The sequence below is a fragment of the Burkholderia sp. MBR-1 genome (assembly GCF_013822785.1).
GTDB lineage: Bacteria > Pseudomonadota > Gammaproteobacteria > Burkholderiales > Burkholderiaceae > Burkholderia > Burkholderia vietnamiensis.
In genome coordinates this window covers 1,801,580-1,817,043 of record NZ_CP053610.1, presented here as the reverse complement: position 1 = coordinate 1,817,043, position 15,464 = coordinate 1,801,580, and the positions used below count along the sequence as shown (strand labels likewise).

The following is a 15,464-nucleotide window of genomic DNA, read 5'->3' as shown; positions in this document are numbered from 1 at the left end:
CTCGCGATGCAGGCTTCGTTACCGGAACGCGGCGTGCTGCGCCGCTTCGGCGCGCTTCCCGCGGCCGCGCTGCTCGCGGTGTGCTTCGTGCTGCCGCTCGCCGCGCTGGTCGACGCCGCCTGTGCGGACGGCGGGCGGGCATTCGCGGCGGTGCTGCGCGACCCGCTCGTCGCCGCTGCGATCGCCCGCTCGCTCGCGCTGGGCGTCGGCGCCGGGACGCTGTCGGTCGGCGTGGGCGTGCCGCTCGCCTTCGTGCTGGCGGGCCAGTCGCCGGCCCGCCGCCACTGGTCGCTGGCGCTGCTCGGCGTGCCGCTCGCGTTCTCCGGCCTCGTGATCGCGTACGGCTTCATCCTCGCGTTCGGCCGCGCGGGCTTCGTCACCATGCTGCTGGCGGCGCTGGGCGCCGATCCGAACGCGATCGGCGGCGCGATCTACACGATGCCGGGGCTCGCCTTCGCCTATGCGTATTACCTGATTCCGCGGGTCGCGCTGATGATCTATCCGGCCCTCGCGAATTTCGACCGGCGGCCGCTCGAAGCGGCGCTGACGCTCGGTGCGCGGCCGTGGCGGGCGTGGCTCGACGTCGCGTGGCGCGAGCTGTGGCCGTCGATCATGTCCGCCTGGTGCCTCGTGACCGCGATCGCGCTCGGCACGTACGGCACGGCGCTCGCGCTGGCCGGCACGCAGATCAACATCCTGCCGCTGCTGATGTATCTGAAGCTGTCGGACGGGCAAACCGATTTTTCGCAGGCGGCCGTGCTGTCGATCGTGCTGACCGCCATCTGCATCTGCGTTCTTGCACTGGGGGAAGGCCTTGTTCGGCAACGGCGGCATTGAATGGTCGGGGGCGGCGCGGGATCAGCTCGCGCGGCTGGCGCAGCGGCAGAACGGCTTGCGCCGGCATCGGATGCCGGTGGGCGTGATCGGCCCGCGCGACGCGACGGACGAGCAGATGCGCGTCGCGGAGCGGCTCGCCCATGCGTTGGCGACGGCGGGTGTCGCGCTCGTCGGCGGCGGCAAGCAGGGCGTGATGGAAGCCGCCGCGCGCGGCGCGCATGCGGCGGGTGGCTGTGCGATCGGGCTGCTGCCCGAAGACGACGCGACGCTCGCGAATCCGTATCTGAGCGTCGCGCTGCCGACCGGGCTCGGCATCACGCGGAACGCGCTGGTGGCGCGCGCGTCGCTTTGCCTGATCGCGGTCGGCGGCGGTCTCGGCACGCTGTCCGAAATCGCGCTCGGCTTGCAGTGGGGCAAGCCGGTGTTCACGATTTGCGACGCGCCGCAGGTGGCGGGCGTCGAGTGCTTCGACGACGCCGACCGGCTCGTCGCGCGGGTGGCGCAGTGGCTGGCCGATTCGGCGTAGCGCCGCACGGCCGGGATGCAGCGGGCCAACGGTTCAGACCATCCGCCGCAGGTTCTGCATGGCGGGATCGAAGCCCGGCATCGTGCGATGGGTGCGCACGGTCCGTACCGTTGCGGGGGGAGCGCGCATCCGCCGGTTGATCGACGGATGCGCGAGGAGGCGGTATGGGCCGCGCCGCTTACTTCACCGCAAACAGCGTCAGGTTCATGAACAGCTTGAACGCGTAGCCGAGCGTGACCGCGCCGAGCACGCCGCCCGCCCACAGCACGACGAACCACATCCAGCCGCGCATCCGGGGCCGCGGCGCGCCGGCCGGGCGCGCGCGGCAATCAGTGGTGGTAGTAATGCTGGTCTTCATGACGCACCTTGCCTCGGAATACCCAGTAGCCCATCGTCGTGTACGCGATGATGATCGGCAGGATGATCGCTGCGCCGACCAGCGTGAAGGTCTGGCTCGAACGCGGCGCGGCGGCTTCCCAGATCGTCATCGTCGGCGGGATCGCATACGGGAACATCGTGACGAGCAGCCCGACGTAGCCGAGCAGCACGAGCGCCAGCGCCAGCACGAACGGCGTCATGTCGTGCCGGTCGCGCACCGCGCGACGCATCCACACCGCGCATCCGGCGACCAGGAACGGCACCGGCAGCAGGCGCCAGAACAGCCCCGTGTCGAACCAGCGCTGCGCGATCGCCGGGTCCTGCAGCGGCGTCCACAGGCTGACGACCGCGATGAAGCCGAGCAGCACGACCGTCAGCGGCCACACGACGCGATGCAGGCGGCGTTGCAGGTCGCCTTCCGTCTTCGCGACGAGCCAGCAGCAGCCGAGCAGCGCATACGTGACGACGAGGCCGAGGCCCGTCAGCAGGCTGAACGGCGTGAGCCAGTCGAACGCGTCGCCGGCGAATACGCCGTTCTTCACGTTGATGCCCTGCAGGAACGCGCCGAGCGCGATCCCCTGGAACAGCGTCGCACCGGCCGAGCCGCCGATGAACGCGAGGTCCCACAGATGCTTCGTGCGGCGCGCCTTCGCGCGGATCTCGAACGACACGCCGCGGAAGATCAGGCACACCAGCATGAAGATCAGCGGCAGGTAGAGCGCCGACAGCACCGTCGCATACACGACCGGGAACACCGCGAACAGCCCGGCGCCGCCGAGCACCAGCCACGTTTCGTTGCCGTCCCACACGGGCGCGACGGTGTTCATCATCAGGTCGCGTTCCTTCTCGTCCGGGAAGAACGGGAAGACGATGCCGATGCCGAGGTCGAAGCCGTCGAGCACGACGTACATGAAGAGCCCCAATGCGATGATCGCGGCCCAGATTACGGTGACGTCCATAGGTTTTCTCGTTTGCTCAGAAGGGGGCTCAGACGGTCTCGATCAGTTCGTCGACCGCCGACATCGGGCGGCGCGCGGTGTGATCGCGGCGCGAGCCGGGCGCGTCGTGGTTCGCGTCGTGCGTCGCGTCGGGCAGCGCGGGGCCGGCCTTCATCAGCTTCAGGATGTAGTACATGCCGGTGCCGAACACCAGGAAGTAGACGATCACGAAGGTCATCATCGACAGGCTGACCTGCTGCAGCGTCAGCGGCGACACGGCCTGCGCGGTGCGCATCACGCCGTACACGACCCACGGCTGGCGGCCGGCTTCGGTCGTCACCCAGCCGGCGAGCAGCGACACGAAGCCGGTCGGGCCCATCGCCAGCGCGAAGCGGTGGAACCACTTCGATTCGTACAGGCTGCCGCGGCGGCGCAGCAGCCACGCGAGCACGGCGAGGCCGATCATCGCGAAGCCGATGCCGACCATGATCCGGAAGCTCCAGAACACGATCGTCGAATTCGGGCGGTCTTGCGGCGGGAAGTCCTTCAACCCGCGGATTTCGCCGTCCCAGCTATGCGTGAGGATCAGGCTGCCGAGATGCGGAACCTTCACCGCGTAGCGCGTCGTTTCGGCCTTCATGTCCGGAATGCCGAACAGGTTGAGCGCCGTGCCGCCCTTTTCGGTGTCCCACAGCCCTTCGATCGCGGCGATCTTCGCGGGCTGGTGCTTCAGCGTGTTGATCCCGTGCTGGTCGCCGATCACGGCTTGCAGCGGCGCGAGCACGAGCAGCAGCCACAGCGCCATCGAGAACATCTTCTTCACGCCGCGGTCGCGACGGCCCTTCAGCAGATGCCATGCGCCCGTCGCGGCCACGACCAGCGCCGCGACGATGAACGCGGCGATCGCCATGTGCAGCAGGCGGTACGGGAACGACGGGTTGAAGATGATCGCGAGCCAGTCGGTCGGCACGATGCGTCCGTCGACGATCTCGAAGCCCTGCGGCGTCTGCATCCAGCTGTTCGACGCGAGGATCCAGAAGGTGGAGATCAGCGTGCCGATCGCGACCATCAGCGTCGCGCCGAAGTGCGCGCGCGGGCTGACGCGATTCCAGCCGAACAGCATGATGCCGAGGAAGCCCGCTTCGAGGAAGAACGCGGTCATGACCTCGTACATCAGCAGCGGGCCGGTGACGGAGCCGGCGAAGCTCGAGAAGCCCGACCAGTTCGTGCCGAACTGGTAGCTCATCACGACGCCGGAGACGACGCCCATCCCGAACGCGACCGCGAAGATCTTCGACCAGAACAGACACAGGGTTTTGTAGTAAGACTTGCCCGTCTTCAGCCAGCGATATTCGAGCACGGCGATGAAGCTGGCGAGGCCGATGCTCAGCGCCGGGAACACGATGTGGAAGGAGACGGTGAACGCGAATTGCAGGCGGGCCAGATCGAAGGCCGAAAATGCGGTGTTCATACCAGTTGACCGAGGCTGACGATACCCGCCGGCGGGTGCCGGCGGCCCCCGAACCGTCGAGGGCGGCGGGGTTGGCTGGAGTATCTGCCCCGATGCTGCGCTGCGAAATGTGCCAACTCGTCGCAGATGTCCAGCGCGTCGCGCCCGTTTTCGAGATAAATCGTTGATTCGTATCAACAACGCGATGCGCGGCGCATGCGACGGCTGCGCGGCGGTCTGCCGCACGTGCGGCAATATGGCGCGACGCATCATGCGGATCGCCTGTCGTGCGTCAACACGCCGCTGCGTGCGCGGCTGCGGCGTGCGTCGCATGAATTGCGTACACTCTGAGTCTCGTTTCGGCAGGGCCGGGCGTCTCGGTTCCGGTCCGCTTTCACACAGGGCACGAAGATGATCGATTTACGCAGCGATACCGTGACGCGTCCGAGCCAGCCGATGCTGGCCGCCATGACTGCCGCCGAAGTCGGCGACGACGTGTGGGGCGACGACCCGACCGTGCTGCGCCTGCAGGCCGTCACGGCCGAGCGCGCGGGCAAGGAAGCCGGCCTGTTCTTCCCGAGCGGCACGCAGAGCAACCTCGCTGCCTTGATGGCGCATTGCGAGCGCGGCGACGAATACATCGTCGGTCAGCTCGCGCACACCTACAAGTACGAGGGCGGCGGCGCGGCGGTGCTCGGCAGCATCCAGCCGCAACCGCTCGAGAACGCGCCCGACGGCACGCTGCCGCTCGAGAAGATCGCCGCGGCGATCAAGCCGCTCGACAATCACTTCGCGCGCACGCGCCTGCTCGCGCTCGAGAACACGATCGGCGGCAAGGTGCTGCCGGAAGGCTATGTGCGCGAAGCCGTCGCGCTCGCGCGCAGCCGCGGGCTCGCCACCCACCTCGACGGCGCGCGCGTGTGCAATGCGGCCGTCGCGTCGGGGCGCTCGCTCGCCGAGCTGTGCGAGGGCTTCGATACCGTGTCGATCTGCTTCTCGAAAGGGCTCGGCGCGCCGGTCGGGTCGGTGCTGGTCGGCAGCCGCGCGCTGCTCGAGCGCGCGCAGCGCTGGCGCAAGGTGCTGGGCGGCGGGATGCGGCAGTCGGGCATCCTCGCGGCCGCGTGCCTGTACGCGCTCGATCACAACGTCGAGCGGCTCGCCGACGATCACGCGAATGCCGCGCACCTCGCCGAGGGCCTCGCGCGCATCGAGCCGGTGAAGGTGACGTCGCAGGCGACCAACATGGTGTTCGCGCAATTCCCCGAAGCCGACTGCGCGCCGCTCGAGGCGTGGCTCAAGGAGCACGGGATTCTGACGCAGATGCTGTACGCGTCGCGCTTCGTCACGCACTGCGACGTGTCGCGGGCGGATATCGATACCTTCGTTGACGCAGTGCGCGCGTATTTCGCGAAGCGTCGCGGGTAACCGGATGGGTGGGGCGGTTCGGCCGATTGCGTTGGTTGCGTCGGTTGGGCCGATTACACGGATCACGCGGTGCAGAGTGCGATGCGCACGTGGCCCCACCTGCTCTCAATCCGCCAGCGGCGCGAGCAAACGGCGCGCCGCTTCGACGACCCGCGCGGACAGCGACGCCATCGTCGGCGACTGCACCGTCCACGCGTGCCAGTACAGCGTGATGTCGGTCGGATGCGCGGGCGCGAGGTCGACGAGACCCTGGGCGTCGAGCGGCACATCGCCGAGCAGCGGCTCGGGCGCCATCGCATAGCCGAGCGCGTGCCTGACTGCCGCGAAGTGGGCGTGCGTGCCCGGCACGTAGTGGCACGGATACGCGCCGTCGGGCAGCCCGAGCTTCTCCCTCAAAAACGTGGACTGCAGCGTGTCGCGGCGCGAATACGCGACGACGGGCGCCGCGCGCGCGCTCGCGCGGTTCAGCCCGCGCGGAAACCACCGCGCGGCGAACGCGGCCGCCGCGAGCAGCCGATAGCGCATCGTGCCGAGCGGCGTCGCGACGCAGCCGCGCATCGGCTTCGACTCGGTCGTCACGCAGCCGACGGCCATGCCGCTTTCGAGCAGCGCGAACGTGTGGTCCTGATCCTCGACGATCAGCTCGAACAGGATGCGCTCGCCGGCCAGCACCGACGTCAGCGCGGGCAGGAACCACGTGCCGAGGCTGTCGGAGTTCAGCGCGATCGTGACCGAGATCGGCGATGCACGCTCGGCCGCGAGCGTGCTTTGCAGGTCGGCTTGCAGCAGCGCCACGCGGCGCAGATGCTGCAGCACGCGCTGGCCCGCGATCGTCGGTCGGCATGGCCGCGTGCGCAGCACGAGCGGCGTGCCGAGGCTCGCCTCGAGCGCGCGCACGCGCTGCGTGACGGCCGATGCGGTCACGTGCAGCCGGACGGCGGCCTGTTCGAAGCTGCCGGTGTCGGCGACGGCGAGCAGCGCGGCGGCCTGCTTGGGGTCGATCGTCAGAGACATGCGACGCAACTCCGGTGACGTGAGATGAGGCCCGCCAGTGTAAGGCCGCACGCGACTGCCCGCAGCGTCACGCGTTGCCCGTACGAAGCCGCCAATGGCCGCCGCGTTTTGCACTACGCTTGTGGGTACACGTGCGCATATCGCCCCGCATCGGCGGCATCCATGCCGCCTTCCGCGCGACCGCCACACTCCGCCGACGGAGCAACATCGCCATGATCTTCCGCCAACTGTTCGACCCGCAATCGTCGACCTACACCTATCTGCTCGCCGACCCGGCATCGCGCGAAGCGCTGCTGATCGATCCCGTGTTCGAACAGGTGCGTCGCGACGCGGCGCTCGTCGACGAGCTCGGGCTGCGGCTCGTCGCGACGATCGATACGCACGTGCACGCCGATCACGTGACGGGCGCGTGGCTGCTCAAGCAGCGCGCCGGCAGCACGATCGCGATCTCGGCCGCGAGCGGCGCGCAAGGCGCCGACCGCTATCTGAACGACGGCGAGCGCTGCCGGTTCGGCGGCCGCTACCTGACCGTGCGAGCGACGCCCGGCCATACGAGCGGCTGCATCAGCCTCGTGCTCGACGACGAATCGATGGCCTTCACCGGCGATTGCCTGCTGATTCGCGGCACCGGCCGCACCGATTTCCAGCAGGGCGACCCGCGTGCGCTGTATCGCGCGGTGCACGGCCGGCTGTTCACGCTGCCGGCCGCGTGCCTGCTGTATCCGGCGCACGACTACCGCGGGCTGACGGTGACGAGCGTCGGCGAGGAGCGGCGCTTCAACCCGCGCCTCGGCGGCGATCTCAGCGAAGACGATTTCGCCGGCTACATGCGCAACCTCGGGCTCGCGCATCCGCGGCAGATCGACGTCGCGGTGCCCGCGAACCTGCAGTGCGGCGTCGCCGCGAACGCGCCCGATGCGCAGGCCGCGCCGGATTGGGCGCCGCTCGTCTACACGTTCGCCGGGTTCTGGGAAATCGATCCGCAGTGGCTCGAAGATCATCTGCGCACGGTGCAGGTCGTCGACGTGCGCGAACCGGACGAATTCACCGGCCCGCTCGGCCATCTGCCCGGCGCGACGCCGATTCCGCTCGGCGAACTCGCCGCGCGCACCGGCGAGCTCGAGCACACGCGGCCGATCGTGACCGTGTGCCGCGCGGGCGGCCGCTCCGCGCAGGCGACCGTGATCCTGCGAAAGGCCGGCTTCGACGCGGTGGCGAACCTCGGCGGCGGGATGCTGCGCTGGCGCAGCGAAGGGCGCATCGTGGCGGACGGGCGAGCGTAAGAACATCACGAGCGGATGTCGAATTGGCTGGACGCGCACGCGGTTGCTTGCGCGTCCGTCGTTTGCATGCGCGGTTGATGAAGCGCGATCGTATCGTGCGTCCTTTCCGCTCGGCGCGTCCGATCGCGACTGACGCACGTGGACGCAGCCTTACTCACGCCGGCACCGGTTCGGCATCGGCATCGGCTCGGCATCGGCACCCGCATCGCATCCACCTCCATGCGAGCTGCGCGATGCGATCGCCCGCGGCCCACAGCGTATGCGCGCGCGTCGCGACGACCGCACCGAACGCATCCGCCGACCACGCCGTTACAACGTCGTATGCGTGACCGACTGCGCGAGCGTGAGCAGTTCGTCGAACTGCGTGATCAACTCGAAGCACAGCAGGAACGCGAGCGTATAGGCCGGCGCGGGAAAGCGCCGGATCGCGGCGAGCGCGTGCGGCGCGAAGCGCGAGCGGACTGCATCGCGCGTGAGCAGCCACGCGATCGCGATGCCGATCGCGGCGCCGGCGATCAGGTCGGTCGGATAGTGATAGCCGAGATACGCGCGCGGCACGCAGATGAACACGACCGCATACAGCAGCGCGAACACGCCGGCGCGCCGCGCGATGATGAAGATGCCCGTCGCGATCGCCATCCACAGCATCGCGTGGTCGCTCGGGAACGAGCTCCACGCTTGCAGCGTGGCCGCGCGCAGCGTGTCGGACGGGAAGTGCAGATGCAGCTCGGGGTTGTAGATCGGCCGCACGCGGAACGGCAGCGTTTTCGCGAGCAGCCGCCCGACCGCGAGCGCGACGAGCCCGCTCGCCACCGTCGCGACGACCAGCTCGCGTTGCCGTTCGCGCCGCGGCCCCGGCTGAAACCATAGCCAGCACAGCACGGGGATCAGGACGAAGCCCTTGAACGTATAGAGGCCGGCGATCACGCGGATCGCGTGATTCATCAGCGGCCCGAACGTGATGTGCGTGAGGAAGACCTGGATCGTGGTGTCGAAATCATTCATGTCATGCGGCCCGACGGCACGGCAACCCATCGGCTGCGACCGGCGGAATCAGAAAGCGCGCTCGCAACGGAGCACGACGGGGGGCAAGTATGTCATCGGTAATGTTGAAGAAAATGGGAAAAAATACCGGGAATTCCCGGAGAAAATGCGGTTTTTCGATGGGGCCGGATTGCTCGACGCCGTGCGGCGCGGCTCCGCGAAATCGTCATACGGTTGCAGGAGCAACCATCGGGGCGTGCGGAAAAATAATCGGCCGGACTGCCGAGCGGGCGACGTGCCGTCGACCTTGCACCGGATGAGCGGACCGGGCGCGCCGGCCGCGCCCGGCTGTCGCGCGGCGGCGCCCCGTGCGACCCGCGAAAGAAAATAAAAAAAGCGGGCAGGCCGTCGAGCCTGCCCGCTTCGTATCCGCGCTACGCGGAAGAATTACCGGCGCCACATCCGCACGGCGAGCGCCGCGACCGACGTCGCGACGGCCAGCACGATCACCGCATTCCAGCCGAACTGCGCGAGCAACGCACTGCCCGCCGCGGCGCCGGCCGCCATCCCGATGAACATGCCGACGAACAGCACGGCGTTCAGGCGGCTGCGCGACGCGGGATCGATCCGGTAGACGATCGCCTGATGCGCGATCAGCGTGGCCTGCACGCCGAGGTCGAAGCCGATCGTCGCCGCGGCGAGCAGCGCGAGCTGTGCATGCGGCGTCATCAGCGGCGCGGCGCCCATCGCGGCGAACGACACCGTCGCGATCGCGATGCCGATCCGCGTGACGCGCTCGGGGCCATGATGATCGGCCAGGCGTCCGGCGATCGGCGCGGCCAGTGCGCCCGCCGCGCCGGCGAGGCCGAATGCGCCGGCGGCCGCGCTGCCGAGATGGAACGGCGCGCCGTGCAGCATCACCGCGAGCGTCGACCAGAACGCGCTGAAGCCGACGGCCAGCAGCCCTTGCGCGAGCGCCGCACGGCGCAGCGCGGGATGACGGCGCCACAGTTCGCCGAGCGACGCGATCAGCGCGCGGTAGGACAGCTGCGTGGCCGGCTCGAAGCGCGGCAGCCCGCGTGCGGCGATCACGCCGATCGCGGCGACGCTCGCGGCCGCGAGCGCGAACATCGCGCGCCAGCCGATCGTTTCGGCGACGAAGCCGGCGACGACGCGCGACAGCAGGATGCCGAGCAGCAGCCCCGTCATCACCGTGCCGACGATGCGGCCGCGATGGGCGTCGTGCGCGAGCGTCGCGGCGGCCGGCACGACGTCCTGCGCCATCGTCGCGGTCAGGCCGATCGCGAAGCTGGCGGCCAGCAGCAGCCCGAGCGACGGCGCGAACGCGGCGAGCAACAGGGCGACGACCAGCGCGGCGGCCTTCGACACGATCACGCGGCGTCGGTCGAAGCGGTCGCCGAGCGGCGCGAGCAGCAGGATGCCGAGCGCATAGCCAAGCTGCGTCAGCGTCGGCACGAAGCCGATCGCGCGGGCCGATGCGCCGACGTCGGCGCCGAGCGCGGCGAGCATCGGCTGAGCGTAATAGAGCGGCGCAACGCCGAGGCCGGCCGCCGCGGCTAGCAGCATCACGAGACGGCGGTCGGGCAGAGACGCAGCGGCCGCATGGGCCGGCGCGTGAGCCGCGCGGGGCGCGGCGGCGAGATGGGTGGGGGTGGACATCGCGTGCATCCTGGTTCGGGTAACGGATGGAACGCAGTGTGCCGATTGCCGCCAGGCGTGGGTAGTACCGCGCGGCGCACATTTGTTATACGCTGCGCGAATGACAGACGAAATCTCCGATTCGCCCGCTGCTGGCCGGTCTCCGCGCCTCGAGACGGTTCCAGTCGACGGCGCAGGCTACCGTTTCGAGCTGATGGAAACGTTCGTGCGCATAGTCGAAGCCGGCAGCCTGTCGGCGGCCGCCGCGCAGTTGCACACGACGCAGCCGACCGTCAGCCGGCGGCTGCAGGCGCTCGAGCGCTCGCTCGGCATGCGGCTGCTGCAGCGCACGACGCATGCGATGCGGCTGACCGTCGACGGCGAACGCTGCTTCACGCGCGCAAAGGAGCTGCTGGCCGGCTGGGCCGCCTTCGAGGCCGACCTGCGCGGCGCGCAGGAGGAGCCGGACGGGCTGCTGCGGGTCGCGGTGCCGCATGCGTTCGGGCAGGAGCGCTTCGTCGCGCCGCTAGCGCAGTTCCTGCGCGACTATCCGCGCGTCTCGGTGGAATGGTTGCTGCAGGACGAGGTGCGCGACTTCGTCGGCAGCGGCATCGACTGCGCGATCCAGGTGGGTGAGCCGAGCGACCCGGGCGTCGTCGCGATCCGGCTGACGAAGGTGCCGCGCTTCGTGGTGGCCGCGCCGTCGGTGCTCGATCGCGCGGCCGTGCCGGCCGATCCCGACGCGCTCGCCGCGTTGCCGTGGCTCGCGCTGCGCACCTATTACCGGAACGAACTCACGCTGACGCACGCCGTCACCGGCGACACGCGACGCATCGCGATCCGTCCGCGCGTCACGACCGAGAACCTGTACGCGCTGCGCAGCGCTGCGCTGCTCGGCGTCGGCGCATGTGTCGGCTCGTCGTGGCTGCTCGCCGAGCATCTCGCACGCGGCGAACTCGTGCATCTCGCGCCCGACTGGCAGGCGTCGCCGCTGCCGGTGTACCTGACCTATCCGCATGCGCAGTTCTATCCGTCGCGGCTCGTGCGCTTCGTCGCGATGATGCGCGACGCGGTGCCGCCGCTCGTCGAAGACCGCGGCGCGTAGGCGCCGGGCGCGCCGTCAGCCGCGCCGGAGGCCTTCCGGCAGCGTGCTGATGCGGCGCACTTCGGGCGAGTCGAGCCACGCGCGCGACGTCGCGCAGTCGACGAACATGTCGGTCGCGTCCTCGCCCCAGAACAGGTCGCCGTCGAGTTCGAAGGTCGGCACGCCGAACACGCCGTGCGCGATCGCCCGGTCGGTGTTCGCGCGCAGCGCGTCCTTCACCGGTTGCGCGTCGACGGCCGTCACGCCGTCCGGGAAGCCGACCGCCTCGCACAGCGCGGCGAAGCCGTCCGGTGTCGACACGTCGTTGCCGTCGCGCCAGATGTGCCGGAAGATGCGCCGGATCGCGTCGGGCGAGCCGCCCATCGCGATCGCGAGCCGCAGCGGCCGGATCGGGTTGAACGGATGGGCGGGCGGCATCCGGAACGCAATGCCGAGCTTGTCCGCGCGGTATTGCGCGTGGCGGTAGGTGAACACGCGCTTCGCCGCAATCTCGGCCGGCGCTTTCTGTCCCCAGTGCGCGAGCAGCGCGCCGAGCACGATCGGCTTGGGCTCGAAGGCGATGTCGGGCGGCAACGTGTCGAAGCGTTCCTGCTGCAGATAGGCGAACGGCGAAACGAAATCGAAATACCAGGTGGCGGTGCGCGTGGCGTTCATCGTCGGTCCCTTGTGCGGAGTCGGAAGGCGGGCACGTGCAGCGCGCCGGCGGGCGGCGCGCTGCACGCAGCGGCGGCCAGTGTCGCATGCGGCGGGCTTTCGCGCTGCCGGCTGGCAGTGTGTGCGCTGCGGGCCGGCTCAACCGTGCTCGACGAGCGCCGCGAGCTTCGCGAGCGCCATCCGCCAGCCGATCTCGTTGTCGGCGGCCGGCACGCCGGGCGGCACGCCGTCGTGCACGGCCTCGACGCGCGTGCCGCCCGCTTCGTCGGACAGCGTGATCGTGACCGTCATCGCGCCGCGCAGCAGCGGATCGTCGGTTTCGAACACGTCGATCTCGACGATCCGCTCGTCGGGCACGAGCGTCACGAAGCGGCCGTGATAAGTGTCGGTGTGCGCGGTGGTCTTGCCGGTGCCGTCCGACGGCGCGTCGTAGCTGAGCGACACGCGCAGCGCACCGCCTTCGCGCGCGTCGTAGGCGTGCACGCGGCACGTCATGCCGTCGGGCACCCTTCCATCGTTCGACCGCGTGCGGGTCGAGCAATGCGCGGTAGACGCGTCCGCGCGGTGCGTTCAGGTGCCGGCTGACCCGGGTCGAATGCGTGTGCATGTGCAGCATGTCGCCTCCTGCGAAGCGCGTGACGGTGCACGCCGGCGACGGCGTGTCGTCGTGCTTCTTTCACGCATCGTAGGCGCGCGGCAGGCGTCTCGCAATGACGAGCCGCTTGCAGGGCCGCGAGCGTTCCGATTCGCGGATCGCGCCAGGGCGGGGGCGCTGCGACACGCTTCAGGACGACGGTCGCGTCATATCGAACGGTGCGGCCAGCGCCGGAATGGTCCGCGCGCCGTTGTCGGCGCAGCAACGCTCAACGCATCGACCCGGCGGCCGGCGCCTGCGATACACCGCTGAAAGCGGGCCGTGCAGCGAGCATAGGCCGTGCCTCGTCGGTTCGCGTAGCATGACGGGGCGGCATCACTCGGCGGCCCGGCTCGGTGCCGTATTGGCGGACGCGGGCCGTCCCGTGCGCGCCTTCGCGCGCATGCCGTCGTCGGCTTCGATCGGGCGCATGCTGCCCGCCTGACTTCCGGAGAGAGAAGGAATGACCGAACCTGTCACCGTGCGTCGCGTCGACGCGCGCGAAGCACATGCGTGCGTCGATGCGCTGGCCGACGTGCTGATCGACTGCGTCGAGGGCGGCGCGTCCGTGAGCTTCATGCTGCCGATCGCGCGCGCGACGGCCGTTGCATTCTGGAAGCAGGTTGCCGAAGGCGTGGCGCGCGGCGAGCGCATCCTGCTCGTCGCCGAGGACGCGGCCGCGCGCATCGTCGGCACCGTGCAGATCGTGACCGCGCAAGCGGAGAACCAGCCGCATCGCGCCGACGTCGCGAAGATGCTCGTGTCCCGGCGCGCGCGTCGGCAGGGCATCGCCGCGAAGCTGCTGGCCGCCGCCGACCACGCCGCACGCGAAGCCGGCAAGACCGTGCTCGTGCTCGACACGGTGACGGGCGGCGATGCCGAACGCCTGTACGAGCGAGCCGGCTGGCAGCGCGTCGGCGTCGTGCCGAACTACGCGCTGATGCCCGACGGCACGCCGTGCGCGACCACGTATTTTCACAAGCAGCTTGTGTCGTGATGCACGCACGATCGGCGCTGCGCACGTCCACTCGCCCTTTCATCCCGTTCCGTTCCCATGCACATCATCGATCCGGTTCTGCTGTTCGCCACGTTCTGCGCGGGCGTCACCGCGTTGGCCGGCCCGCCGCTGCTCGCGCTCGTGTGGCGGCATCGCGCGGGCGTGCCGTGGCGCGCGTTTTTCTGCGGGATGCTGATCTTCTTCGTATTCCAGCCGGTGCTGCGGCTGTCTTGGCAGATTCCGCTGTTTCGCTGGCTCGGCGACGATCCGCGCTGGCATATGCCGATGCTCGTATTCGCGGCGCTCACCGCGGCACTGTTCGAGGAGTGCGGGCGCTGGGTCGCGTTCCGCTATCTGCTGGCCGGGCAACGCGATCCGCGCACCGCGGTGATGTACGGGCTCGGCCACGGCGGGCTGGAGGCGATGCTGCTGGTCGGCGTCGGCTTCGTCGCGCTCTGCGGCGGCTATCTGCTCGCGCGCGCCGGGCTCGTGACCAGCGCGGGCGTGCAAACGCTGATCGCGTCGCAGTTCGCCGGCATGACGCTCGCGTCGCCGTTCCTCGCGGTGCTCGAGCGCGTGAGCGCGGTTGCCGCGCATGTCGGGATGTCGCTGATGGTGATGCAGACGTTCGTGCGCGGCACGAAGCGCTGGCTGCTCGGCGCGATCGCGGTTCATTTCGCGATCGATCTCGTCGTCGTGCTGCTGTCGCGCTATTGGCACCTCGACTCGACGCTGCTCGAGGCGCTCCTGCTAGGATGCAGCGTCGCGATTCTGTGGCTCGGGATCCGGTCGAGTCGATGGGGCGCCGCGGCCGACGGGCTGCGGGGCGGGCAGGCGACGTGATCGCGCCGCCGCTGGCGCGCGACGGCGCAAAAAGCTGCGCAGGCCGCGCCGCCCGACCGTCCGATCGATCGATGCCGCAACATCCTCCTTCCCACCAAGGAACCCCGCCCCGATGAAACGCACCCCCATCGCCGTTGCCCTCGCGGGCCTGCTCGTCGCGTTGCCCGTCGCCGCATGGGCGCTCGTCAAGCCGTTGCGCGTGATCGCGCCCGCGCTGGTTCCCGGCGTGTCGTGCGCGGGCGCCGACATCTGCATCGACGATCCCGCGAAGCTCGGCGAGGCGCGGCAGCTCTATCGCGACGGTTACGCGCGCGCGGCGGCGGTGACCGGCGCATTCCGCTTGGCGCCGCGCGTCGTGTTCTGCTCGACGCGCGCGTGTGCCGACCGGTTCGGCCTCGGCGAACGCGCGGCATTGACGCTGGGAGACTTCGGCGTGGTCTTCGCGCCGCGCGGCTGGCAGACCTACTTCGTGGCACACGAGCTGATCCACCATCGGCAGGCGGAAGCGCTCGGCAATCTGACGGTCGCGACCAAGCCGCGCTGGCTGATCGAGGGAATGGCGTATTCGCTCAGCGGCGATCCGCGTCACCCGCTGACCGAGCCGTTCGAATCGTGGCGCACGCGTTTCGATGCGTGGCATGCGGCGCTCGGCCGGCAGCCGCTGTGGGATGCCGCCGCGGCCGTCCAGTGAAGCGACCGCGCTGCGCGCTGCGGCGGCGAACGCGATGACGTCCGCG

General features: G+C 69.8%; 15 protein-coding genes and 2 pseudogenes. 9 read left to right on the top strand and 8 right to left on the bottom strand.

Translation table 11 applies throughout. The features are described from left to right. Nucleotides 1–6 precede the first annotated feature (6 nt). Nucleotides 7–837 (top strand): ABC transporter permease, encoded by an 831-nt coding sequence (locus MBR110_RS22745; protein ID WP_059568482.1) that lies wholly within the window; start codon nt 7–9, stop codon nt 835–837. Between the two features lie 70 nt (nt 838–907). Beyond that, complete coding sequence (locus MBR110_RS22740) at nt 908–1,363, top strand: TIGR00725 family protein (RefSeq protein WP_106919422.1); 456 nt, start codon at nt 908–910, stop codon at nt 1,361–1,363. 178 nt (nt 1,364–1,541) lie between these two features. On the opposite strand, the gene MBR110_RS22735 is transcribed toward MBR110_RS22740, so the two are convergent. Genes MBR110_RS22735 through MBR110_RS22725 form a run of 3 tightly spaced genes read right to left on the bottom strand, consistent with a single transcriptional unit; the run spans nt 1,542 to nt 4,150 of the window. Then, nucleotides 1,542–1,721 carry a hypothetical protein gene (locus tag MBR110_RS22735; protein ID WP_011881000.1) on the bottom strand — a complete coding sequence of 60 codons (180 nt, stop codon included), beginning with the start codon at nt 1,719–1,721 and terminating at the stop codon, nt 1,542–1,544. Beyond that, the gene (gene cydB / locus MBR110_RS22730) at nt 1,693–2,700 is read right to left on the bottom strand and encodes a cytochrome d ubiquinol oxidase subunit II (RefSeq protein WP_011880999.1); all 1,008 of its coding nucleotides are present in this window, start codon (nt 2,698–2,700) and stop codon (nt 1,693–1,695) included. The genes MBR110_RS22735 and cydB overlap by 29 nt, the downstream gene beginning before the upstream one ends. 28 nt (nt 2,701–2,728) lie before the next feature. Beyond that, on the bottom strand, nt 2,729–4,150 hold the full coding sequence (locus MBR110_RS22725; protein WP_011880998.1) for a cytochrome ubiquinol oxidase subunit I: 1,422 nt from the start codon (nt 4,148–4,150) through the stop codon (nt 2,729–2,731). 390 nt (nt 4,151–4,540) lie between these two features. On the opposite strand from MBR110_RS22725, the gene ltaE reads away from it, so the two are divergent. After that, complete coding sequence (ltaE, locus tag MBR110_RS22720; RefSeq protein ID WP_059460645.1) at nt 4,541–5,554, top strand: low-specificity L-threonine aldolase; 1,014 nt, start codon at nt 4,541–4,543, stop codon at nt 5,552–5,554. Between the two features lie 105 nt (nt 5,555–5,659). Here ltaE and MBR110_RS22715 read toward each other — a convergent pair whose 3' ends face one another. After that, the gene (locus MBR110_RS22715) at nt 5,660–6,568 is read right to left on the bottom strand and encodes an HTH-type transcriptional regulator ArgP (protein WP_059568484.1); all 909 of its coding nucleotides are present in this window, start codon (nt 6,566–6,568) and stop codon (nt 5,660–5,662) included. A 212-nt stretch (nt 6,569–6,780) separates the two neighbouring features. Here MBR110_RS22715 and MBR110_RS22710 point away from each other — a divergent pair, with 212 nt between their 5' ends. Together MBR110_RS22710 and MBR110_RS22705 are read left to right on the top strand one after the other, a co-directional pair. Next, nucleotides 6,781–7,851, top strand: coding sequence for an MBL fold metallo-hydrolase (locus MBR110_RS22710; RefSeq protein ID WP_045577634.1), 1,071 nt, complete (start codon nt 6,781–6,783; stop codon nt 7,849–7,851). 34 nt (nt 7,852–7,885) lie between these two features. Continuing rightward, nucleotides 7,886–7,984 (top strand): annotated as a pseudogene (locus MBR110_RS22705) (glutathione S-transferase family protein); the annotation flags it as partial. 176 nt (nt 7,985–8,160) lie between these two features. Here the strand turns inward: MBR110_RS22705 and MBR110_RS22700 are convergent. Further along, nucleotides 8,161–8,856 (bottom strand): phosphatase PAP2 family protein, encoded by a 696-nt coding sequence (locus tag MBR110_RS22700; protein ID WP_034193386.1) that lies wholly within the window; start codon nt 8,854–8,856, stop codon nt 8,161–8,163. A 426-nt stretch (nt 8,857–9,282) separates the two neighbouring features. Continuing rightward, nucleotides 9,283–10,515 (bottom strand): MFS transporter, encoded by a 1,233-nt coding sequence (locus tag MBR110_RS22695; RefSeq protein WP_034193443.1) that lies wholly within the window; start codon nt 10,513–10,515, stop codon nt 9,283–9,285. Between the two features lie 100 nt (nt 10,516–10,615). Here MBR110_RS22695 and MBR110_RS22690 point away from each other — a divergent pair, with 100 nt between their 5' ends. Continuing rightward, nucleotides 10,616–11,599, top strand: coding sequence for a LysR family transcriptional regulator (locus MBR110_RS22690; RefSeq protein ID WP_046425034.1), 984 nt, complete (start codon nt 10,616–10,618; stop codon nt 11,597–11,599). A gap of 15 nt (nt 11,600–11,614) precedes the next feature. Here MBR110_RS22690 and MBR110_RS22685 read toward each other — a convergent pair whose 3' ends face one another. Both MBR110_RS22685 and MBR110_RS22680 read right to left on the bottom strand, forming a co-directional pair. Continuing rightward, entirely contained in the window at nt 11,615–12,253 is a 639-nt protein-coding gene (locus tag MBR110_RS22685; RefSeq protein WP_034193385.1) for a 2-hydroxychromene-2-carboxylate isomerase, read from the bottom strand. 138 nt (nt 12,254–12,391) lie between these two features. Next, nucleotides 12,392–12,869 (bottom strand): annotated as a pseudogene (locus tag MBR110_RS22680) (SRPBCC family protein). Between the two features lie 481 nt (nt 12,870–13,350). On the opposite strand from MBR110_RS22680, the gene MBR110_RS22675 reads away from it, so the two are divergent. The 3 genes from MBR110_RS22675 (at nt 13,351) to MBR110_RS22665 (ending at nt 15,418) form a co-directional block, all read left to right on the top strand. Next, nucleotides 13,351–13,884: a GNAT family N-acetyltransferase gene (locus tag MBR110_RS22675; protein WP_011880989.1), complete on the top strand. Its 534-nt coding sequence runs from the start codon at nt 13,351–13,353 to the stop codon at nt 13,882–13,884. Between the two features lie 57 nt (nt 13,885–13,941). Further along, a complete protein-coding gene (locus MBR110_RS22670; RefSeq protein ID WP_045577637.1) occupies nt 13,942–14,727 on the top strand; it encodes a YhfC family intramembrane metalloprotease in 786 nt (261 codons plus the stop codon). A gap of 112 nt (nt 14,728–14,839) precedes the next feature. Then, nucleotides 14,840–15,418, top strand: coding sequence for a membrane protein (locus tag MBR110_RS22665; protein ID WP_045577638.1), 579 nt, complete (start codon nt 14,840–14,842; stop codon nt 15,416–15,418). Nucleotides 15,419–15,464: the final 46 nt, after the last annotated feature.